We start from the raw sequence: 23,632 nt of genomic DNA, 5'->3' as shown, positions 1-23,632 counted from the left end.
GGTCGCCACCGATCCGGCGGCGGCCGGCGGGGCCCCCGCGCGCGGTCACCGGGCACCCCGGCGGGCGGCGACGTCGGCCAGCCGGCTCCGGGCGGTCAGCCTGGGGACCGCCGGCCGGCCGTCCAGCTTCGGGTAGCCGGGCAGCGCCCCGACCAGCCGGGCGACGGTCGGGTGGTCGAACAGGGCCCGGACCGGCACGTCGACGCGGAGCAGGTCCCGCAGCCGGACCGCGACCCGGGTGGCCAGCAGCGAGTGCCCGCCGACCTGGAAGAAGTTCTCGTGCACGCCCACCTCGCCGGTGCCGAGCACCTCGCCCCACACCTGCGCGACAGTCCGCTCGTCGGCGGTACGCGGCGCCACCCGCACGGGTTCCCGCCGCCCGCCGGCACCGGGTCGCGGCACCGGCAGGGCGTTGCGGTCGACCTTGCCCGTCGGGGTGAGCGGGAAGGCGTCCAGCGCCACGTAGGCGGCCGGGCACAGGTAGTCCGGCAGCGTACGGAGCAGGAACTCGCGCAGCTGCTCGCCGGTCGGTACCGGGTGCCGCCCCCCGCCGACCAGGTACGCGACCAGCTCCTGCTCCCCGCCGTACCGCTGCGGGTGCACCACGGCGGCCCGGACGTGCTCGTGGGCCAGCAGCGCCGCCTCGACCTCGGCCGGTTCGATCCGGTGTCCCCGGATCTTCACCTGGTGGTCGACGCGGCCGAGGATCTCCAGGTGCCCGTCGGCGTGCCAGCGGGCCAGGTCGCCGGTGCGGTACATGCGCGCGCCCGGTGCCGTGGAGTGCGGGTCGGGGACGAACTTCTCCGCCGTGAGGGCGGGCCGGCCCCGGTAGCCCCAGGCCACCCCGTCCCCGCCGATGTGGATCTCACCGGGGACGCCGACCGGCACCGGCTCCAGCCGCTCGTCCAGGATGTGGAGCCCGGCGTTCGGGGCCATGCCGAAGTCGACGGGTCGGCCGTCGGGAGCCAGCCGGGTCGTGGTCGACCAGACCGTGGTCTCGGTCGGCCCGTAGATGTCCCACACGGTGGCCCCGGTCGAGGCGAGCCGGACCGCCAGCTCGGTCGGCAGCTTCTCGCCGCCGCAGAGCACGGTCGCGCCGGCCGGCGGGGACCAGCCGGAGTCCAGCAGCATCCGGTACGTCACGGGGGTGGCCTGGAGCACCGCCGGCCCGGCGCGGTCGATCAGCTCGGACATCCGCTGCGGATCCCGGGTCTGCTCCGCGTCGGCGATCACCACCCGGCCGCCGACCAGCAGCGGCAGGTACAGCTCCAGCACCGAGGGGTCGAACGACACGGTGGTCAGGCCGACCACGGTGGCCCCCGCCGGCAGACCCGGCCGGTGCCGCATCGCGGCGAGGAAGTTGCCCAGCCCCCGGTGGTCGATCATCACCCCCTTCGGGGTGCCGGTCGATCCCGAGGTGTAGATGACGTACGCCAGGTCGTCGGCGGCCGGCCGGTCGGGCAGCCGCCGCTCGGGACGGGCGTCGATCGCCGCCCGCTCCGCGTCCAGCAGCACCGTCCGGATCCCGGCGGTGTCCAGCCGCCCGGCCAGCGCGGTCTCGGTCACCATCACCTGCGCGCCGGCGTCGGCCAGCATGAAGGCGGTCCGCTGCGCCGGGTAGTCCGGGTCCAGCGGCAGGTACGCGCCACCGGCGGCCAGCACCGCGAGGAACGCCACGACCAGGTCCGCGCTGCGGTCCAGGTGCACCCCGACCAGCGTCCCCGGCCCGACGCCCAGCTCCCGCAGGTGGTGGGCGAGGCGGTTGGTCCGGCGGTCCAGCTCGGCGTAGCTGAGCACGCCGGCGCCGAAGACCACCGCGTCCGCGTCCGGGGTGGCCGCCACCTGCCGGGCGACCCACTCGGGCAGCGTCCCGTCCGGGACCGGTCGCGGTCCGCCGGCGCCGAGGGCGAGCAGGGCGCGCCGGTCGGGCTCGGGCAGCCCGCACCGGCGCGGGTCACCCGTCGGGTCGGCGACCATCGCCTCCAGCACCCGCCGGTAGGTCCGGGTGAGCAGGTCCAGGTGGCCGTCGGAGATCCGGTCGGTGCCGGCCTCGATGATCAGTTGACCGGGCTCGCTGGACACCGAGAGGCCGAACTCGTTCGGGGTGGTGTCGGTGATCGCCGAACGGTCGATGCCGTCGAGGTCGAGCACGTGCATGTCGGTGTAGTTGAAGAAGACGTCCACAAGCGGCTTCTGCTCGCCCCACTCGCGTTGCATCGCCGGCAGCGGGTAGTGCCGGTGCGGCCAGAGCGCGACCTCCCCGGCGAAGACCCGGCGGGCCTGCTCGGCCCAGGTCGGCGCGGTCAGCTCCACCGCGAACGGCACGGTGTTGAGGAACATGCCGCGCACCTGGTCGCCGTCGGTCAGCTCGGGCCGTCCGTTGCAGACCAGCCCGCTGTGGAAGCGCCGCTGCCCGGTCACGACGCCCAGCACGGCCAGGTGCGCGGTGAACAGCAGGCTCTTCAGCGGTACGTCCGCCGTGCGGGCCAGCTCCCGCAGCCCCGGCATCAGGTCGGCGAAGGGCAGCCGCACCGCCCGGTACCGGGCCCCCGCACCCGCCCACGCGGCCGGGACGCTGAGCCGCTCGTGGGTGCGTACCCGCGACGCCCAGAACTCGCGGTCCACCCCGGCGGCCACCGCGCGGCGCTCCAGCGCCACCGCGTCGGCGAACCGGACGGCCGGCACCGGGGCGGGCCGCGGGTCCTGCCCGTCCCGGATCCGCCGGTGGTACGCCAGCAGCTCCGGGACCAGCGAGTTCTGGCTCCAGCCGTCCAGGATGGCGTGGCTGTAGCTGACCAGCAGTCGCCACCGGTCGTCGGCGAGCTGGTAGGCGTGCAGCCGCAGCAGCGACGGCGTGCCCAGGTCGAAGCGGTCCCGGCGCTCCTCGGCGACCAGCCGGGCCACGGTGCCCTCCACCTCGGCGGCCGGCAGGTCCCGCAGGTCGGTGTGGCCGACCCGGATCTCCGCGCCCGGGTGGATCAGCTGGAGCGGCTCGCGGTAGGAGGTCAGGTCGATCGAGGCCCGCAGGATCTCGTGCCGGGCGGCGAGCAGCCGGGCGGCGGCGCGCAGGGCGGGCAGCGAGAACGCCTCGCCCTCGACCGGATAGCAGAGGCTGTTCAGGTACAGCTCGCCGGTCGGGTCGGCGAGCATCTCGTACGCCATGCCGGCCTGCGCCATCGACAGCGGGTACGCGTCGACGACGCCCTCGGGCAGTCGGGCCCGGTCCTCCTCGCCGATGAGCGCGAACCGGTCGACCAGGCGGGTGGCCTCGGCCGGCAGCCCGCCCTCCCGGGCGTCGACGGCCGCGGCGAGCTCGGCGACCGTCCGGTACCGGAAGAGGTCCGTGACGGTGAGGTCGAGCCCCTGGTCGCGGAGGTTCCCGACGACCCGGATGGCGCGGATGCTGTCGCCGCCGATGTCGAAGAAGCGGTCGTGGATGCCGATCGGTCCGGCGTTGCCGGCGAGGGCCTGGGCGTAGGCGGCCACGATCAGGTGCTGGGTGGGGGTGGCCGGTGGGGTGTGCCCGCCGCTGCGCGCGGCGTGCGTGCCGGGCGGGGGGAGTGCGTTGCGGTCGATCTTCCCGCTGCTGGTCAGGGGGAGTTCGGTGAGCGTGACCCAGTGGGCGGGGACCATGTACTCGGGCAGCCGCGCGCGCAGGTGGGTGCGCAGGGTGTCGGCGTCGGCGGGGTGGCCGTCGGCGGCGACGAGGTAGGCGGCGAGTTGCCGGTCGTCGCCGGGGCCGTGCGGGTGCACGACGGCGGTACGGACGCCGGGGTGGTCGGCGAGGGCGGCCTCGATCTCGCCGAGCTCGATGCGGTTGCCGCGGATCTTCACCTGGTGGTCGAGGCGGCCGAGGTACTCGATCGTGCCGTCCGGGCGCCAGCGGGCCTGGTCGCCGGTGCGGTAGGCGCGCCGGCCGCCGTCGGCGGGGATGAAGCGTGCGGCGGTGAGCGCGGGCCGGCGGTGGTAGCCGCGGGCGAGCTGCACGCCGGTGAGCAGGAGTTCTCCGGGTACGCCGACGGGGACCGGGTTGCCCCAGGGATCGTGGATGTGGGCGCCGGTGTTGGCGATGGGGCTGCCGATGGTGACGGTCTGCCCCGGGTGGACGCGGGCGGCCGTCACGTCGACGGCGGCCTCGGTGGGGCCGTAGAGGTTGTGCAGCTCGACGTCGAGGTGTTCGTGCACGGCGGCGGCGAGGTCGTCGGGCAGCGCCTCGCCGGAGCAGACGACGTGCCGGAGGTGGGGCAGGGCGGTGCCGGTCGTGGCGAGGTGGGCGGTGAAGGCGCGCAGCATCGAGGGGACGAAGTGGACGGTGGTGACCCGCCGCCGGTCGATGGTCTCGGCGAGGTAGGCGGGGTCGCGGTGCCCGTCGGGGCGGGCCATGACGAGGGCGGCGCCGGTGGTCAGGGGCCAGAAGAACTCCCACACGCTGACGTCGAAGGTGTGCGGGGTCTTCTGCAGGATCCGGTCGGTCTGGTCGAGCCGGTAGGCGTCCTGCATCCAGCGGAGCCGGTTGACGATGGCGCGGTGGTCGACGAGGACGCCCTTGGGGCGGCCGGTGGAGCCCGAGGTGTAGATCAGGTAGGCGGGGCTGCGGTCGTCGGTGGTGACGCCGGGCCGTCCGGCGGGTTCGCCGGTGAGCGTCGGGTCGTCGAGGTGGACCCGTGGACCGGGGGACCAGTCGTGCTGGTCCGGGGCGTCGACCAGGGTGACGGGGTCGCCGGCGTCGGCGAGCATCCAGCGCAGCCGCTCGACGGGGTGGCCGGGGTCGAGCGGCAGGTAGGCGGCGCCGGTCTTGAGTACGGCGACGAGGGCCACGGCGAGGGCGACGCGGCGTCGCGCGCTGACGGCGACGATCCGTTCGGGTCCGGCGCCGAGGGCGATCAGCCGATGGGCGAGCCGGTTGGCGCGGGCGTCGAGCTGGGCGTACGTCAGCTCCTCGTCGTCGTCGAGCACGGCGACCGCGTCCGGGGTGGCGTCGACCTGCGCCTCGATCAGCCGGTGCAGCAGGGTGTGGCGGGGGTGGTCGACGGCGGTGTCGTTCCAGGCCGCGAGCTGGGCGGTCTCGGCGTCGGTGAGCATGGGCAGCCGGGTTACCGGGGCGTCCGGGTCGGCGGCGACGGCGCTCAGCAGCCGCTGGTAGTGCCCGGCCAGCCGCCGCGCGGTCGCGTCGTCGAACAACGCCGTCGCGTACTCGACCACCCCGGAGAAGGAGCCGTCCGCCTCCTCGGTCACCTGCATGGTCAGGTCGAACTTGGCGGTGTGCCAGAGCGTCGGCACCTGCCGCGCGCGCAGCCCCGCCCCGGCGAAGTCGGCCGCCGTGGCGTTCTGCATGACGAACATGGTCTGGAACAGCGGGTTGCGCGACAGGTCCCGCTCCGGGGACAGCGCGTCCACGATCCGCTCGAACGGCACGTCCTGGTGGGACTGCGCGTCAAGCACCGTCTCCCGGACCCGGGCCAGCACCTCGACGAAGGTCGGCTCGCCGGACAGGTCGGTCCGCAGCACCAGCGTGTTGACGAAGTACCCGATCAGGTCCTGGACCTCGGGGCGGGTACGCCCGGCGACCGGGGTGCCCACCGCCACGTCGGTCTGCCCGGTGTAGCGGGCCAGCAGCACCTGGAACACGGCCAGCAGCACCATGAACGGCGTCGCCCGGTACCGCCGCCCGATCGAGGCGAGGGCGCGACCGAGGTCGGCCGGCACGGTGAACGGCAGCGTCGCGCCCCGGGGGTCCTGCACGGGCGGGCGGGGCCGGTCGGTCGGCAGCTCCAGCGGCACGAGGCCCGCCAGCCGGTCGCGCCAGTGGTCGAGCTGCCCGGTCAGGCCGGCCGCCCGGTCCCGCTGCCGCACCGCGAAGTCCGCGTACTGGATCGGCGGCGGGGCGAGCGGGGACGGCTCGCCGGCGACCAGCGCCGGGTAGAGCGCGCCGAGTTCCCGGGCCAGCACGCCGACCGACCAGCCGTCGAACGCGATGTGGTGGGCGACCAGCACCATGACGTGCTCGTCCTCGGCGAGCCGGACCAGCCGGACCCGCAGCGGCGCGTCCCGACCCAGGTTGAACGGGGTGCCCGCCTCGTCCCGGATCAGCGCGTCCAGCCGCTCCCGCCGCTGCGACGGGGCGCAGCCGGTCAGGTCGACGACCGGCAGCTCGACCGGCTCGGCCGGGCCGACCACCTGGCTCGGCCGGCCGTCCACGACCCGGTAGCGGGTCCGCAGCACCTCGTGCCGCCGGACGACCTCCCGCCAGGCTTCGCGGAGGGCCACCGGGTCCAGCGGGCCGGTCAACCGCCAGCTGAACGGCACGACGTACTCCGCGCCGCCGGGCCGGATCTGGTCGAGCAGCCACACCCCCTGCTGCGGGTAGGACAGCGGCAGCGGGCCGGTCGGCCGTTGCGGCGCGCTCGGGTTGGCCGGCGACCGGTCCGGGGCCCGCCCGGCCAGCAGCGCCTCCACCAGCGCCCGACGGCGGGCGTCGGTCAAGGTCGGGGACGGGTCCTCGGGAGTCGTCATTCCTTGCCCACCTGCGCCAACATCGTCTCCAGTTCGGACTCGGACATCCCCGCCACCCGCTCCTCGACGGCCCGCTGGAGCACCGTCGCCAGCTCCGCCACGGTCGGCGCCTCGAAGACCGCGCTGACCGGCAGGTCGACCGGGAACCGTTCGTGCAGCAGCGCGACGACCTGGGTGGCCAGCAGGGAGTGACCGCCGAGGTCGAAGAAGTCGTCGTGTGTTCCGCAGCGGTCGACGCCCAGCACCTCGGCCCACACCTCGGCGACCGCCCGTTCGGTGGGGGTACGCGGGGCCGCCGCCGGTCCGTCGGCGACCGGGCCGGCCGGGGCGGGCTCCGGCAGCCGCCGGCGGTCGACCTTTCCGCTGCCGGTCAGGGGCAGCTCGTCGAGCGTCACCCAGCTCTGCGGGACAATGTGCTCCGGCACCCGCTCGGCCAGGTACGCGCGAACCGCCCGATGGTCGGCCGGCTCGGGGCCGGCCGGCAGCAGGTACGCGACGAGCTGCGGGCCGCCGACCGCGCCGTGGTGCACGTCCACCACGGCGGCGCGGACGGCGGGATGCTGGCCGAGCACCGCCTCGATCTCGCCCAGCTCGATCCGGAAGCCCCTGATCTTCACCTGCTGGTCCCGCCGGCCCAGGTACTCGATGCTGCCGTCCGGCAGGTACCGGGCCCGGTCGCCGGTGCGGTACATGCGCTGTCCGGGCCGGTCGGCGAACGGGTCGGGGACGAAGCAGGCAGCGGTCAGTCCCGGCCGGCCGAGATAGCCCCGGGCGAGCTGGATCCCGGCGAGCACCAGTTCCCCGGGCTCACCGACCGGCACCGGCCGCAGCTCGCCGTCCACGATGTACGTGCGGGTGTTGGCCACCGGCCGGCCGATGGTCACCGCCTCGCCGGGCAGGCAGCGGGTGCTGGTCACCTCGACCGTCGCCTCGGTCGGCCCGTAGAGGTTGACCACCTCGCAGTCGAGCCGGTCGTGCGCCGCGGCCACCAGGTCGGCGGGGAGCGCCTCGCCGCTGCACAGCACCCGCCGGATCGACGGCAGGCTGGTCCGGCCGGCGGGCAGCACGTCCAGGAAGGCGCGCAGCATCGACGGCACGAACCGGATCGAGGTGACCTGCCGTTCGGCCACCACCCGGGCCAGGTACGCCGGATCGCGGTGCCCGCCGGGACGGGCCGTCACCAGCGTCGCCCCGGTGGTCAGCGGGGAGAAGAGCTCACACACCGAGACGTCGAAGCCGTACGGCGTCTTCTGGAGCACCACGCCGCCGTCGGCGCCAAGGGCGTCCGGCATCCAGCGCACCCGGTTGACGATCGCGCGGTGCTCCACGACGACGCCCTTCGGGCGGCCGGTGGAGCCGGAGGTGTAGATGACGTAGGCGGCGTTGGCCGGACCCACGACCGGCTCCGGGGCGCCGCCCGGCAGCCCCCGGTGGTCGTCGTCGACCCGGATCGGGGCGCCGGTGGCGGCGGCCAGCGGCTCGTGGTCGACGCCCGGGCCGGTGACGACGGTCGTCGCCTTCGAGTCGGTCAGCAGGTAGCGGATCCGGTCGGCCGGCTGGTCCGGTTCCACCGGAAGGTAGGCGCCGCCCGCCTTGAGCACCCCCAGCAGCGCCACCACCAGGTCGACCCCCCGGTGCAGGCACACCCCCACCACCGACTCCGCGCGCACCCCGGCCGCCCGCAGCCGGCGCGCGAGCCGGTCGGCCTCGCGGTCCAGCTCGGCGTAGCGGACGGTCCGCTCGTCGGACACCACGGCGATCGCGTCCGGGGTACGCCGTACCTGCTCCTCGAACAGCTCGTGCAGGCACGGGTCGGTCGGGTACGCGACCTCGGTGTCGTTCCACGCTGTCGGGACCCGGTGCCCGTCGGCCGCGGTCAGCTTCGCCATGGCGGTCACGACTACCGGCCCGCCGCCTGCTCCATGCGCCGGCGCAGGCTGAGCGGGCGCATGTCGGTCCACACCTCGTCGATCCGCTTCAGGCACTCCTCGCGGGTGCCCTCGGTGCCCTCCGCGCGCCACCCCAGCGGCAGCTCCCGGTCGCCCAGCCAGATCGAGTACTGCTCCTCGTCGTTCACCACGACCCGGTACGCGCGCTCATCGGTGTTCTCGTCGGACATGCCGGCTCCTCCTCGGGAAAGGGCAGCCGCGTCGTACGACACGACACTGGTCCCACTGCCGGTCACACCCTGCCGGGACGCCGTTCGCCGTACGTAGAGAAGAACCGGCAGAAAAACGCGTACGAGCCTTGCCGGGGATTCTCTTTCTGACCCGTGCCTCAGCGGAGAGGCTGAGCCGTGCCGCGTGACCGGCAGCCCAGAGGCCGACAGGAGAAGCGATGAGTACGCCCCGGATGACGGTGCCGCCGCTGCCGCGCGGGCCGGCCGAGAAACCGCTTCCGTTCGTCCTGACCGCCGGTGCGCCGGGGGAGCCGATCGGCGGGCGGCTGGCCGCCGACCGGGCCGCGATCCGGGCCCGGCTGCGTGAGCACGGGGCCGTCCTGCTGCGCGGGTTCGACGTCGGCGGGGTGGCCGGCTTCGAGGGGGTGGTCCGGGCGCTCTCCGGTGAGCCGCTGGACTACGCCGAGCGCTCGTCGCCCCGCAGCACCATCCAGGGGCGGGTCTACACCTCGACGGACTTCCCGCCGGCCGAGGAGATCTTCCTGCACAACGAGAACTCCTACCAGGCCGACTGGCCCATGGCGCTGTACTTCTACTGCCTGCGTACGCCGGCCACCCTGGGCGCCACCCCGCTTGCCGACACCCGCCTGGTGCGCCAGCGCATCGACCCGGCGGTGTGCGCCGAGTTCGTCGCCCGGGGCTGGCTGGTGGTGCGCAACTTCCACGACGGCTTCGGCGTGCCCTGGCAGCGGGCGTTCAACACCGACGACCGGGACGAGGTGTCGCGCTACTGCGCCCGCAGCGGCATCGAGGTGGAGTGGACCGGCTCGGGACTGCGTACCCGCGCCCGACGCGACGCCGTGCACCGGCACCCCGGCACCGGCGAGCTGCTCTGGTTCAACCACGTGACCTTCTTCCACGTGACCACGCTGGCCGAGGAGGTCTGCGCCGGGCTGCGGGAACTGTTCGACGAGACCGAGCTGCCCACGAACACCTACTACGGCGACGGCGGGCGCATCCCGGACGACGTGGTGGCCCACCTGCGGGACTGCTACCGGGCGGCCCAGCGGCGCTTCGACTGGCAGCGCGACGACGTCCTGGTGGTGGACAACATGCTCGCCGCGCACGCCCGAGAACCGTTCACCGGCGACCGCAGGATCGCCGTGGCGATGGCCGAGCCGTACCGCGCGGCGCTCGCGGCGGCCGGCGCGGCCCCGGGGTGACCGTCGGCGGTGTGCCCGGGACCCTCGCGCACACCTAACCAACTCCCCACGGCATCGCAGCGATGCCCGGCCCGGACACGGAGGCGAAAGACCCATGGCAGACGGCGACAGCCGGTACGTCGGCACCGGCGGGGCGGTGCTGTCCGATCACGAGGGCGGCCACGCCGTGTCGTCGGCGCAGGAGCAGCTCTGGTTCGTCGACCAGCTGCGCTCCGGTGCCAGCGAGTATCTCCTGCACCAGGCGGTACGGGTGCGCGGCCCGCTCGACGCCACGGCGCTGCGGGCCGCGCTGAGCGGGATCAGCGCCCGACACGAGATCCTGCGGACCCGGTACGACACGGTGGACGGCCGTGCCGTGCAGGTGATCGACCCGCCCGGCCCGGTCGACGTCGACCTCGTCGACCTGGGCGACTCGCCGGCCGGCGACCGGGACGGCCGCCTCGACGAGGTGCTGGAGGCCACCCTCGACGCCCCGTTCGACCTGCGTGGGGACGCACCGCTGCGGGCCCGGCTGATCCGGTGCGCGGCCGACGACCACGTCCTGCTGCTGGTGGTGCACCACATCGCCTTCGACGGCTGGTCCTGGGGCGTGCTCGCCAGGGAACTGCACACCCTCTACGGGGCGTTCGTCGCCGGCCGGCCCGACCCGCTGCCGCCGCTGCCCGTGCAGTACGCGGACTTCGCCGCCTGGCAGCGCGAGAACTGGCTGTCGGGGCCGCACGTCGACGCCCAGGTCGGCTACTGGCGGGAGCGGCTGTCCGGGCTCGGCCCGCTCGACCTGCCGACCGACCGGCCCCGGCCCGCGCACTGGCAGGCAGCCGGCGACGGGCTCACCTTCACCGTGCCGGCGGACCTGGCGACCGCCCTGACCCGGCTCGGCGCGGACCGGGGCGCCACCCCCTTCATGGTCTTCCTCGCCGCCTTCCAGCTCCTGCTCGGCCGGTACGCCGGTCAGACCGACGTGGCGGTCGGGGTGTCGGTGGCCGGGCGGCACGAGGTCGAGCTGGAGGACCTGATCGGCCTCTTCGTCAACACCGTCGTGCTCCGCGCCGACCTGGCCGTCCCGGCGTGCTTCCTCGACCTGCTCGACCAGGTCCGCGGCACCACCCTGGACGCCTACGACAACCAGCAGGTGCCGTTCGACCGGATCGTCGCCGAGTTGTCCCCGGAGCGGGACCTGTCCCGCAACCCGCTGTTCCAGGTGGGGTTCGGGCTGCACAGCGCCGACCGGGCCGCCTTCGCCCTGCCCGGCCTGGCCGTCACCGAGCAGCCCACCTCGTGGACCTCGGCCGCGTTCGACCTCTCCCTGCAACTGGTGGGGCGGCCAGACGGCTCGTACCACGGGGAGGTGGTCTTCCCCACCGCGCTGTTCGACGGCCCCCGGGTGCACCGCATGGTCGCCAACTACCTGCACCTGCTGGCCGCCGTCGTCGCCGCCGGCCAGGTCCCCCTGGAGGAGCTGGACCTGCTGGCCCCCCGGGAGCGCCGCGAGGTGCTCGGCGAGTGGGGCCGGGGCGCCGACCGGCCCGCCGGCCCGGGGCTGCCGGAACTCTTCCTCGCCCAGGCGGCGGCGACCCCCGACGCGACCGCGCTGGTCGCCGACGACGGCACCGAGGTCGGCTACGCCGAGCTGGCCGGGCGCGCCCGGCAGTTCGCCGCGCACCTGCACACCGTCGGCGTTCGCGTCGGCGCCCCGGTCGGGGTCGCGGTGCACCGCGGGCCGGACCTGGTGACCGCGCTGCTCGGGGTGCTGCTCGCCGGCGGCGTCTACGTGCCCCTCGCCCCCGACCAGCCGGTCGACCGGCTGGAGTTCATGGCGGCCGACGCCGGGGTGTCGGCGCTGGTCACCGAGTCGGCCCTGCGGGGCCTGCTGTCGGCCGGTGACGCCCCGGTGGTGCTCGTCGACGCCGCTTACGACGCCGAGGGCGGCACCGCGACGGTGTCGCTGCCGGCGACCGACCCCGACGCCGCCGCCTACGTCATGTACACCTCCGGATCGACCGGCCGGCCCAAGGGCGTCGTGGTCACCCACGCCGGCATCCGCAACCGGGTGCTGTGGTCGGTCGAGCAGTACCGGCTCACCGCCGCCGACCGGGTGCTCCAGAAGACCGCCCTCGGTTTCGACGCCTCCATGTGGGAGTTCCTGGCGCCGCTGGTCAGCGGCGGCGCGGTCGTCCTGGCCGCCCCGGACGCCCACCGCGACCCGGGCGCGATGCTGCGGGCGATGCGGGCCCACGACGTGACGGTGCTGCAACTGGTGCCGTCCGTGCTGCGGGTGCTGCTGCACGAGACCGACCTGTCCGGCTGTGCCGCGCTGCGGCTGGTCTGTTCCGCGGGGGAGCCGCTGCCGGCGGCGCTCTGCGAGCAGCTTCGGGCCCTGCTGCCCGTGGAGGTCTGGAACACCTACGGCCCCACCGAGTGCGCCATCGACGCGACCGCCTGGCGCTACCGCGGTGACGAGGCAACGGAGATCGTCCCGATCGGCCGGCCGCTGCCCGGCTGCGGCGTCCTGGTCCTCGACGCCGACGACCGGCCGGTGCCGGTCGGGGTGGCCGGCCAGCTCTGCCTCGGCGGGGTCGGCCTGGCGCGGGGCTACCTGGGCCGACCCGGCCTGACCGGGGAGAAGTTCACCCCCAACCCGTACGGCGGCCCGGGGGAGCGCCTGTACCGGACCGGGGACCTGGCCCGGTGGCGCGACGACGGCAGCCTGGAGTACCTGGGCCGCCTCGACCATCAGGTCAAGCTGCACGGGGTACGCATCGAGCCGGGCGAGGTCGAGGCGGCCCTGCGGCGGCACCCGAGCGTCGACGCGGCGGTGGTGACCCTGCACCGGCCCCCGTCGGGCGACGCGGAGCTTGTCGCGTACGTGGTCCCCGCCGCCGGTGCCCGGGTCGATCCGGACGGGCTGCGCGACGCGCTCGCCGACCGGCTGCCCGCCGCGCTGGTCCCGTCCACCGTGATCAGCCTGGAGAGCCTCCCGCTGACCGCGAACGGCAAGCTGGACCGGGCGGCCCTGCCGGCGCCCGACGGCCCCCGCCCCGGCGCCGACCGGAGCTACCTGCCGCCGGCCACCGACACCGAGCGGACCGTCGCCGGGATCTGGGCCGAGCTGCTCGGCGTCGAGCGGGTCGGCCGGGACGACAACTTCTTCACCCTCGGCGGCCACTCCCTGCTCGCCATCCGGGGCGTGCTCCGGGTGCGCCGGGCACTCGACGTGGAGCTGACCGTCGGGCAGCTCTTCACCGCCCCCACCGTCGCCCAACTCGCCGCCCTGGTCGACGAGGCCCGACCCGGCGCCGGGTCCACCGACGAGCCGGCCGACGCGGCGATCCGGCCGGTGCCGCGGGACGGGAAGCTGCCGCTCTCCCTCGGCCAGCGCCGGCTGTGGTTCCTGGACCAGCTCGAACCGGGCAGCCTCGAATACCTGATCCCGATCTCGATGCGGCTGACCGGCCCGTTGGACGTGGCGGTGTTCCGGCGGGCGCTGGACGAGGTGGTCAACCGGCACGAGATCCTGCGTACCCGCTACCACTCGGTCGACGGCGAGCCGGTGCAGGTGGTCGACCCGCCGGGACCGGTCGGGTGGGAGCTGGTCGACCTCAGCGGCGCCCCGGAGGTCGTCGACGGCGCCGAGGTGCTGCTGCGGGTCGCGGCCGGCCGGCCCTTCGACCTGGCCACCGAACGCCCGATCCGGGCCCAGGTGATCCGGGTCGCCGCCGACGAGCACCTGGTCGCGCTGACCATGCACCACATCGCGTTCGACGTCTGGTCGATGGACATCCTCCTGCGCGAACTCGACACCCTCTACCGCAGGTACGCGCGGGGCGGCGCGGCCACCGCACTGCCCGACCTGCCCGTGCAGTACGCGGACTTCGCGGCCTGGGAGACGGCCCGCCAGGACAGCCCCGAACTGGACGCGCAGCTCGCCTACTGGTCCCGGCAACTGGCCGGGTCGACCCCGCTGGAGCTGCCCACCGACCGGCCCCGCCCGGCGCTGCGCGACCCGGCCGGCGACAACGTCGTCGTCGACGTGCCGACCGACGTCGGGCGGGCGCTGGCCGAGCTGGGCAACCGGGAGGGCGCCACCCTGTTCATGGTCCTGCTGGCGGCCTTCCAGGTCATGCTCGGCCGGTACGCCCGGCAGCACGACGTGGCCGTCGGCACCCCGGTCGCCGGCCGGACCCGACAGGAGACCGAGGACCTGCTCGGCTTCTTCGTCAACAACCTGGTGATGCGCGCCGAACTGGTCGACGACCAGCCCTTCCCGGTCCTGCTCGACCAGGTGCGCCGCACCGTGACGGACGCGTTCCGCAACCAGGACGTCGCCTTCGAGCGGCTGGTCGACGCGCTGCGGCCGGACCGGGACCTGTCCCGCAATCCGCTGTTCCAGGTGATGTTCGAACTGCAACACCTGGAGCGGATGACCGCGACCCTCGGCCCGACCACCATCGCGCACGTCGACAGCTCCGTCCCGGTGGCCAAGTTCGATCTCACCCTCTCCGTGGAGCAGCACCCGGACGGCCGGCTGCGCTGCTGGTTCGAGTACGCCACCGCGCTCTGGGACCGCCCCAGCATCGAGCGGATGGCCGGGCACTACCTGCACCTGCTCGCCCAGGTGGCGACCGCGCCGGGAACCGCCCTGCGTGACCTGACCCTGCCCACCGGCGCGGAGCGGGCGTACCTCCTCGGGCCGTTGGCCGGCGAGCCGGTCGCGCCCGCCGGGCCGCTGCGCGCCGCCGAGGCCGCTGGGCCGTTGCGCGCCGCCGAGGCCGCCGGCGCCAGCGTGGTGGAGCTGTTCGGCCGGCGGGTCCGGCAGCACCCGGACGTCGTGGCGGTGGAGTTCGACGGCCGGCGGCTGACCTTCGCCGAACTGGACACCCGGGCCAACCGGCTCGCCCACCACCTGCGCGGGCTCGGGGTGCGCCCGGAGGTCCCGGTCGCGGTCTGCCTGGAACGCGGCCTGGAGGTGGTGGTCACGCTGCTCGCGGTGCTCAAGGCGGGCGGGGTGTACCTCCCGGTCGACCCGGACCACCCCACCGAGCGGCTGCGCTTCATGATCGCCGACGCGAGGGCCGCGGTGGTGGTCACCGAGGAGGGCTTCGCCGACCGGGTCGCCGCCGACGGGGTGGCAGTGGTCGCCGTGGACGCCGACCGGGCGGTGATCGCCGGTCGGGACGGCACCGCGCCGGACCCGTCGACCGGATCGGACGACCTCGCCTACGTCATCTACACCTCGGGCTCCACCGGGCGACCCAAGGGCGTGATGATCGCGCACGGCGCGTACGCCCACCACTGCGCGGTCATCGCCCGCGCGTACGACATCGCACCCGGCGACCGGGTGGTGCTGCTCTCCGCGCTCACCTTCGACGTGGCGATGGACGGCATGCTGGCCACCCTGCTGGCCGGGGCGACCCTGGTGGTCAGCGACCCGGTCTTCTGGAGCCCGGCCGAACTGCCGGACCGGCTCGCCCGGCACCGGATCACCCACATGGAGATCACCCCCGCCTACTACCGGGAGGTGATGGACGCCCTGCCGGCCGGCGACGACCGGCTGCGGCACCTGAAGCTGATGAACGTCGGCAGCGACGTGGTCACCGTCGCCGACGCCCGGCGCTGGGCGGACACCGGACTGCCCGGCCGGTTCCTGGTCAACTACGGCCCGACCGAGGCGACCGTCACCTGCCTGTTGCACCCGGTCACCGGCGACCCGCCCGGCGAGCGGAACGAGGCCCTGCCGATCGGCCGCCCGGTCCCCGGCACCCGGACCTACGTGGTCGACGAACACCTGGACCCCGTCCCGGTCGGGGTGCCCGGCGAGCTGCTGCTCGGCGGGGAACGGCTGGCCCGGGGCTACCTGGGCCGGCCCGCACTGACCGCCGACCGGTTCGTGCCCGACCCGTTCGGCGACGGCCCCGGCGGACGGCTCTACCGCAGCGGCGACCTGGTCCGGTACCGGCCGGACGGGACGATCGAGTTCCTCGGCCGGATCGACCAGCAGGTGAAGATCCGGGGGTTCCGGATGGAGCTGGGCGAGATCGAGTCGGCCCTGGCCGAGCACCCGGCGGTCCGCGCGGTCGCGGTGGTGGCCCGCGAGACCCAGCCGGGGGAGAAGGGCCTGGTCGCCTACCTGGTCTGCCGGGACGGCACCCCGCCGGCGGTCGGCGAACTCCGGGCCCACCTGCGCGACCGGCTGCCGGACTACATGGTGCCGGCCCAGTGGATGGTGCTGGACGCACTGCCGTTGACCACCAGCAAGAAGGTCGACCGCCGGGCGCTGCCCGCGCCGACACCCGTGCGCGCCGACCCCGGCCGGGCGTACGCGGCACCCCGTACCCCGTTGGAGGAGGCCGTGGCCGACATCTGGGCCACCGTGCTGGAGGTCGACCGGGTCGGCGTCCATGACGACTTCTTCGACCTCGGCGGTCACTCGCTGCTCGCCACCCGGGTGCTCGCGCACCTGCGGCAGGGCTTCGACCTCGACCTGCCGCTGCGCCTGCTGTTCGAGCAGACCACCGTGGCCGACCTCGCCGACGCGGTGCACACGGCCATCGAAAACGAGATCTCACGGCTTTCCGACGCCGAGGTGGCGGAACTGCTGAAGGAGGGCAACCTGTGACCGCCAGCCACACCCCGAGTGCGTCCCCGCGACAGGAACTGCTCCAGCGGCGCCTGCGTGGTACCGGTCGGGCCCGCCGCGCCGACACCATCGCCCCGGCGCCCCGCACCGATCCGCTGCCGCTCTCCTTCGGGCAGCACCGGCTCTGGGTGCTCGACCAGTTGCAGCCCGGCGGCACCGGCTACCTGATGTCCGTCGGCCTGCGGCTGCGCGGGACGCCGCACGTCGACGCGCTGCGCCGGGCGTTGACCGAACTGGTCGCCCGGCACGAGATCCTGCGGACCCGGTACGTCGTCGTCGACGGCGAGCCGGCACAGGTCGTCGACCCGCCCGCCCCGGTCGAGTTGACGACGACCGACCTCGGCCACACCGACCGGGAGACGGCCCGGCAGCGCCTCACCGCGCTGCTCGGCGCGCCGGACCCGGTCGACCTGGCCGCCGGTCCGGCGCTGCGGGCCCGGCTGGTCCGCCTCGCCGGGGACGAGCACGCCCTGGCGCTCACCATGCACCACATCTCCTCCGACGGCTGGTCCGAGGGGATCATCCTGCGCGAACTGGCCGCCCTGTACGACGCGTTCGTCGCCGGCCGGCCCTCCCCGCTGGCCCCGCTGCCCATCCAGTACGCGGACTTCGCGCTCTGGCAGCGGACCCGCTCCGCCGGGGACCGGCTGGACCGGCAGCTCGACCACTGGCGGGACCGGCTGGCCGGGCTGACGCCGTTGGAACTGCCGACCGACCGGCCACGGCCACCGGTGTGGAACCCGGACGGCGGGCTGGTCACGTTCACGGTGCCGGCCGCCCTCGCCGGCCGGCTGCGTGACATGGGTCGGGCGTCGAACGCCACCCCGTTCATGGTGCTGCTGGCCGCGTTCCAGCTCCTGCTGGCCCGCCACACCGGGCAGACCGACGTCGCGGTGGGCACCCCGGCCGCCGGCCGGGACCGCCTGGAGACGCACGGCCTGGTCGGGCTCTTCCTCAACACGCTGGTGCTGCGGACGGACCTGTCCGGCGAGCCGACCTTCGTGGAGCTGCTGGCCCGGGTGCGGGAAGCGGTGCTGGACGCGCAGTCGCACCAGGACGTGCCGTTCGAGCGGATCGTGGACGCGCTGTCGCCGGAGCGGGACCTGTCGCGCAACCCGCTGTTCCAGACCATGTTCCTCTTCCAGGAGGGCGGGTCGGCCGGCTTCGACGCGGGTGGCCTGGTGGGGGAGGAGCTGTCCGTTGGCCCGACCACGGCGAAGTTCGACCTGACGCTCGGGCTGACCGAGGAGGCGGACGGCTCCCTCTCCGGCGGGGTGGACTTCCCGACGGCGCTGTTCGACGACGCGACCGTGCGGCGGCTGGCCGGGCACTACCGGCGGTTGCTGAGCGCCGTCGTCGCCGACCCGGACGCCCCGGTCACCCGGCTGCCCCTGCTCACCGACGCCGAGACCGCCCAGCTCGCGGCCTGGAACGACACCGCCGTCGAGTATCCCCGGCACACCCTGACCGGTCTGCTGGACGCGCAGGCGGCCCGTACTCCCGACGCGGTCGCGCTGCGCTTCGACGGCGCGGAACTGTCGTACGGCCGGCTGCACGCCGAGGCAGGCGCCCTCGCGCGGCGTTTGCGCGACGCCGGGGTCGGGCCGGAGTCCGTCGTGGCCGTCTGCCTGCCGCGCGGCCTGGACCTGATGCGGGCCCTGGTGGCCGTCCTGAAGGCCGGCGCCGCCTACCTGCCGCTGGACCCGGACCTGCCGGCGCGGCGGCGCGCCTTCATGGTGCGCGACTCCGGCGCCCGCCTCGTGATCGACGAGGACTTCCTGGCCGCCGAGGCGGACAGCTCCGCCGACGACGACCCGCACCCGTCGGCGGAGATAACGCCCCGGCACGCCGCCTACCTGATCTACACCTCCGGGTCGACCGGCCGGCCCAAGGGCGCCCTGATCGAGCACGGCGCGATCGTCAACCGCCTGCGGTGGATGCAGGACGTCTACCGCCTCGACGCCTCGGACCGGGTGCTGCAGAAGACGCCGATCGGGTTCGACGTGTCGGTGTGGGAGCTCTTCTGGCCGTTGCTCACCGGCGCGACGCTGGTCCTCGCCCGCCCCGGCGGGCACCGCGATCCGGCGTACCTGGCCGACGTGATCCGCACGGAGGGGATCACAACCGTCCACTTCGTACCGTCGATGTTGCGGGCCTTCCTGGCCGAGCCCGTCGGGGCGCTGCCGTCCCTGCGGCGGCTGATCTGCAGCGGCGAGGCGCTGCCGCCCGACCTGGCCGAGCGGGTGCACGAGCGGATCGGCTGCGAGCTGCACAACCTGTACGGCCCCACGGAGACCGCAGTCGACGTCACCGCGACGCGGTGCGAGCCGGGCGAGCCGGTCACCATCGGCCGCCCGATCGCCAACACCACCGCCCACATCGTCGACGCCGCCGGTCAGCCCGTCCCGGTCGGTGTGCCCGGGGAACTGCTGATCGGTGGCGTGCAGCTCGCCCGGGGCTACCTGGGCCGGGCCGCGCTGACCGCCGAACGGTTCGTCCCCGACCCGTTCGCCGCCGCGCCGGGACGGCGTCTGTACCGCACCGGTGACCTGGCCCGCCACCGCCCCGACGGCAGCATCGAGTACCTCGGCCGGATCGACCACCAGGTGAAGATCCGCGGCCAGCGCGTCGAGTTCGGCGAGGTCGAGGCCCTGCTGTACGAGGCTCCCGGCGTCACCGCGGCGGCGGTGGCCGTCCACGACGAGCAGCTCGTCGGCTACCTCGTCGGGCCGGAGACCGTCGATCCGGTACGCGCGTACCTGGTCGACCGCCTGCCGGACGCGATGGTCCCGGCGCGCTGGACGATCCTGCCCGCCCTGCCGCTGACCGCCAGCGGCAAGGTGGACCGCCGCGCCCTGCCGGCACCCGAGGCGGCGCCGGGCGCGCAGGGCGGCGGTTACATCGCCCCCCGCGACGAGATCGAGAAGCGGATCGCCGACGCGTTCGGCGTGGCGCTCGGCCTCGACACGGTCGGCGTGACGGAGAGCTTCTTCCTGCTCGGCGGCGACTCGATGCGGGCGATCCGGATGGTGGGGCTGCTGCGCGCGGCCGGCCTCACCGTGTCGGTCCAGGACCTGTTCACCCACCAGAGCGTGGCCGAGCTGGCGGGCGTGGCCGCGCGGACCGGGCCGGGCGAGGAGACCGAGTCGACCGTCGACCGGTTCGCGCTGGTGGGCGACGCGGACCGCAGCCGGTTGCCGGACGGGCTCGTCGACGCCTATCCGATCACCCAGAACCAGGCGGGCATGCTCTTCGAGATGCTCTCCGGCGGCGACCGGCCGGTCTACCGCAACGTCTCCTGCTACGGGATCACCGACCGGCAGCCCTTCTCCCTGGACGCGCTGCGGGAGGCCGGCCGGCTGCTCACGGACCGGCACGAGATCCTGCGTACGTCGTTCGACCTGTCCCACTACTCCGAGCTGATGCAGCTCGTCCACGCGTCGGTCGACCTGCCGATCGGCTACGACGACCTGCGCGGGCTGCGGCCCGACGAGCAGGAGGAGGCCGTACGCGCACACCTGCGGGCCGAGCGCGTCCGGCCGTTCGACATCACCACGGCGCCGCTGCTGCGCTACCACGTGCACCAGCTCGGCGACTGCGAATGGCGGCTGACCCACTCGGAGAGCCACGCGATCCTCGACGGCTGGAGCCACACCTCCACGGTGGCGATGCTGATCTCGCTGTACCGGACGCTGCGCCGGGGCGAGCGGCCCGCCCTGCCGCCACCGCCGGCGGTGCGCTTCGCCGACCTCGTCGCCCGCGAGCGCGCGTCCCTCGCCTCGGCGACGGACCGTGGCTTCTGGGCGGCGACGGTGGCCGGGTCGGACCGGCTCGAACTCCCGCCGGAGTGGGGCACCGGGTCGGACGCGCCGGCGAACATCGTCGAGGTGCCGTGGGCCGACCTGCGTCCCGCACTGCGCCGGCTCTCCGCCGCCGCCGGCACCTCCCTGAAGAGCGTGCTGCACGCCGCGCACCTCAAGGTGCTGAGCATCGTCACCGGCCGGCAGCGCTTCTTCACCGGCCTGCTGTGCAACGGCCGGCCCGAGCGGCTGCGCGGCGACGAGGTCTTCGGCATGTACCTCAACACCGTGCCGTTCGCCGCCGACACCTCCGCCCGCACCTGGCGCGCCCTGGTCCAGGCCGTCTTCGCCGGCGAGGCGCGCCTCTGGCCGCACCGCCGCTACCCGCTGCCGGCCATGCAACGCCAGTGGGGCAACGGCTCACCACTGCTGCGGGTCGGCTTCTCGTACCTGGACTTCCACGTGCTCGACGGCCCCGCCGAGTCGGTCGGGATGGTCGACGACTTCAGCCCGAGCAGCGTCGGGCTGGACGTGTGGACCTTCCCGGGGGTCCTGCGGCTGGGCGCCCGGCCCGCCGACATCGACCGGCCGTACCTCGAACTGCTGGCCCGGACCTACCGGCACGTGCTGGAGGCGATGGCCGCCGACCCCGACGGCGACACGGACGTCGGGCTGAGCGCCGCCGACCGGGCCTGGGCGGTCGAGGCGTACCAGCCCGTCGAGCCGTTCCCGGCGGCCCCGTTCGTCCACGACCTCGTCGCCCGGCGCGCGGCCGCCGCGCCCGCCGCGGTGGCGGTACGGCACGGCGACGCCACGCTCACCTACGGGCAGCTCGACGACCGGTCCGACCGGCTCGCCGCGCGCCTGGGAGAGCTGGGCGTCCGGCCCGACACGGTCGTCGGCATCCACCTGCCCCGCGGGATCGACCTCGTCGTCGCGATGCTGGCCGTCCTCAAGGCCGGCGGGGCGTACCTGCCGCTCGATCCGGCCTATCCCGCCGAGCGGGTCGGCGACATGGTCCGCGACGCGGCGCCCGTGGTCGTGCTGACCGACGGCGACCTGGCCCCGCGACTGCCGTGCACGACCGCGACGGTGCTGGTCGCCGACCTCGCGAACGGCCGGCCCCCGGCGGCCTACCCGCCGGCGGCACGGCTCAGCGGGGACAACCTCGCCTACGTCATCTACACGTCGGGCTCCACCGGCCGGCCCAAGGGCGTCGCGGTCACCCACCGCGCCGTGCTCAACTTCTGCCACGCCCAGCGGCGGGTCCTGCAGGCGCGGCCCGGCGACGAGGTGCTCCAGTTCGCCTCGCCCAGCTTCGACGCGTCGGTCTGGGAGATCCTGCTGGCCCTCGCCAACGGCGCGGCGCTGGTGCTGCCCCCGCCGGACGCCGACCCCGGCGACCTGCGCCGCCACGCGGCCGAGCTCACCCACATGACCCTGCCGCCGCCGCTGCTGGACCGCCTCGACCCGGCCGACTTCCCGCGCCTGCGGGTGCTGGTCACCGGTGGCGAGGCGTGCACGGCCGAGCAGGCGGCGCGGTGGGCCGACCGGGTGCGCGTCCTGCACGCGTACGGGCCCACCGAGACCACCGTCGTGGCCACCATCGCCGAGCTGCGGGCCACGGACACGGCACCGCCGCCGATCGGGCTCCCGCTGGACAACGTGCGCGCCTACGTCGTCGACGACGAACTGCGCCTGCTGCCCCCCGGCGTACGCGGGGAACTCGTCCTCGGCGGGGCGGGCGTGGTGCGCGGGTACCTCAACCGGCCGGCGCTCACCGCCGAGCGGTTCGTGCCGGACCCGTACGCGTCGCGACCGGGCGAGCGCATGTACCGCACCGGTGACGTCGTCTCCCGGGACCCCGACGGCACCCTGCACTTCCACGGACGCCGCGACCACCAGGTCAAGGTCCGCGGGTTCCGGATCGAGCTCGGCGAGATCGAGCACGCCCTCGCCGTCCACCCGGCGGTCGCCGCCGCCGTGGTCGCCGTGCACCGGGCCGGCACCCCGGACGCCTCGCTCGTCGCCTACACCCGCCCCGCGGACGCGACCGCGGCGTCCCCGGCCGAGCTGCGCGACCACCTGCGGGAACGGTTGCCGCAGCACCTCGTCCCGCACCACTACCTGGCCGTGGACGACTTCCCGTACACCCGCAACGGCAAGGTCGACCGGGCCGCCCTCCCGGCGCCGGACGGCTCGCGGCCGGTGACGGACGTCGCGTACGTCGCGCCGCGCTCGGACGTCGAGAGGCACATCGCCACGGCCTGGAGCGAGGCGCTCGGCATCGAGCGGATCGGTGTGCACGACGACTTCTTCGCCCTCGGCGGCCACTCGCTGGCGATGATGCGACTGACCGCGACGCTGCGCAGCCGGCACGGCTACGAGCTGACGTTCGGCTCGTTCGTCGAACACCGCACCGTCGCCGGGCTGGCCGCGACACTTCAGGACCCGGCGGCGACGGCCGGCGCGATGATGTGGCTGCGGCGCGGTGGCGACGGCCGGCCCCCGCTGTTCTGCGTGCACCCCGGTGGCGGCAGCGCCCACTGGTACCTGCGCCTGGCCCCGCACCTGCCCCCGGAGCAGCCGGTGGCGGCGTTCGAATGGCCGGGCCCGCACCCGGAGGGCACGCCCACCACGGCACAGATGGCCGAACGCTACGGCGACGAACTCCGCCGGGCCCAACCGCACGGGCCGTACCGGCTGTTCAGCTGGTGCGGCGGCAGCGGCATCGCGAGCGAGATGGCGCACCGGCTGGTCGAGGACGGGCAGGAGGTGACGCTGATCCTGCTCGACCCCGGCCTGGACATCCACACCCGCGCCGACGCCTGGAACGAACTCGCCCTGATCCGCCGCCTCGAACTGCTGCTGCACGAGGTGAGCGCCGGTGGCGACGAGGCCGACACGCCGCAACGCCGCCGGGAGATCCTCGACCTGCTCGAACACCTCGTCGACGACATCGACGAGGAGACCGGCATCGCGCTGCCCGAGCGCGGCGTGGGGGACTCGTGGCCGCGCCAGGTACGGATCTGGCGCGAGGTCATGGAGGTGGACGTCGAGTACCGGCACCGGCCCTGGCCGGGTCGGCTGGAACTGATCGTCAGCGACGAACTCGCCGACGGCCGGCACGAGGTCACCTCCGGCCAGAGCTACCCGGACTACCTGGCGCGCTGGGAGGAGCTCTGCACCGGCGGCGTACGGGTGCACCGGGTGCCGGGTGACCACTTCAGCGTCATCAAGCCGCCGCACGTCACCACGCTCGCCCGCGTCATCGCCGACGTGCTGGGTGAGGGCTGACCGTCTGTCACGGATGCCGGCCGCGCCCGCCGTGCGCGGTCGG

The 23,632-nt window shown here is 74.8% G+C and carries 6 protein-coding genes; 3 read left to right on the top strand and 3 right to left on the bottom strand.

The genetic code is table 11. The features are described from left to right. Nucleotides 1-45: 45 nt before the first annotated feature. The 3 genes from AB0B83_RS06475 to AB0B83_RS06465 are packed head-to-tail and all read right to left on the bottom strand — an operon-like array spanning nt 46 to nt 8,632. Nucleotides 46-6,513: an amino acid adenylation domain-containing protein gene (locus AB0B83_RS06475; RefSeq protein ID WP_357577285.1), complete on the bottom strand. Its 6,468-nt coding sequence runs from the start codon at nt 6,511-6,513 to the stop codon at nt 46-48. Continuing rightward, nucleotides 6,510-8,402 (bottom strand): amino acid adenylation domain-containing protein, encoded by a 1,893-nt coding sequence (locus AB0B83_RS06470; RefSeq protein ID WP_357577284.1) that lies wholly within the window; start codon nt 8,400-8,402, stop codon nt 6,510-6,512. The genes AB0B83_RS06475 and AB0B83_RS06470 overlap by 4 nt, the downstream gene beginning before the upstream one ends. A gap of 11 nt (nt 8,403-8,413) precedes the next feature. Continuing rightward, the gene (locus AB0B83_RS06465) at nt 8,414-8,632 is read right to left on the bottom strand and encodes an MbtH family NRPS accessory protein (protein WP_091630286.1); all 219 of its coding nucleotides are present in this window, start codon (nt 8,630-8,632) and stop codon (nt 8,414-8,416) included. 218 nt (nt 8,633-8,850) lie between these two features. Here AB0B83_RS06465 and AB0B83_RS06460 point away from each other — a divergent pair, with 218 nt between their 5' ends. The 3 genes from AB0B83_RS06460 to AB0B83_RS06450 all read left to right on the top strand — a co-directional run bounded on the left by AB0B83_RS06460 (nt 8,851) and on the right by AB0B83_RS06450 (nt 23,589). Beyond that, entirely contained in the window at nt 8,851-9,855 is a 1,005-nt protein-coding gene (locus tag AB0B83_RS06460) for a TauD/TfdA family dioxygenase (protein WP_357577283.1), read from the top strand. Nucleotides 9,856-9,994: 139 nt separating this feature from the next. Further along, nucleotides 9,995-16,471 carry an amino acid adenylation domain-containing protein gene (locus AB0B83_RS06455; protein ID WP_357577335.1) on the top strand — a complete coding sequence of 2,159 codons (6,477 nt, stop codon included), beginning with the start codon at nt 9,995-9,997 and terminating at the stop codon, nt 16,469-16,471. Then, entirely contained in the window at nt 16,468-23,589 is a 7,122-nt protein-coding gene (locus AB0B83_RS06450) for an amino acid adenylation domain-containing protein (protein ID WP_357577282.1), read from the top strand. Before AB0B83_RS06455 ends, AB0B83_RS06450 begins: the two co-directional genes overlap by 4 nt. Nucleotides 23,590-23,632 lie beyond the last annotated feature (43 nt).

The organism is Micromonospora sp. NPDC049060, assembly GCF_040649055.1.
In the GTDB taxonomy this organism is placed as follows: Bacteria; Actinomycetota; Actinomycetes; order Mycobacteriales; family Micromonosporaceae; genus Micromonospora; species Micromonospora reichwaldensis.
The sequence above is the reverse complement of the archived record's forward strand: the minus strand, read 5'-3'. Positions and strand labels throughout refer to the sequence as shown.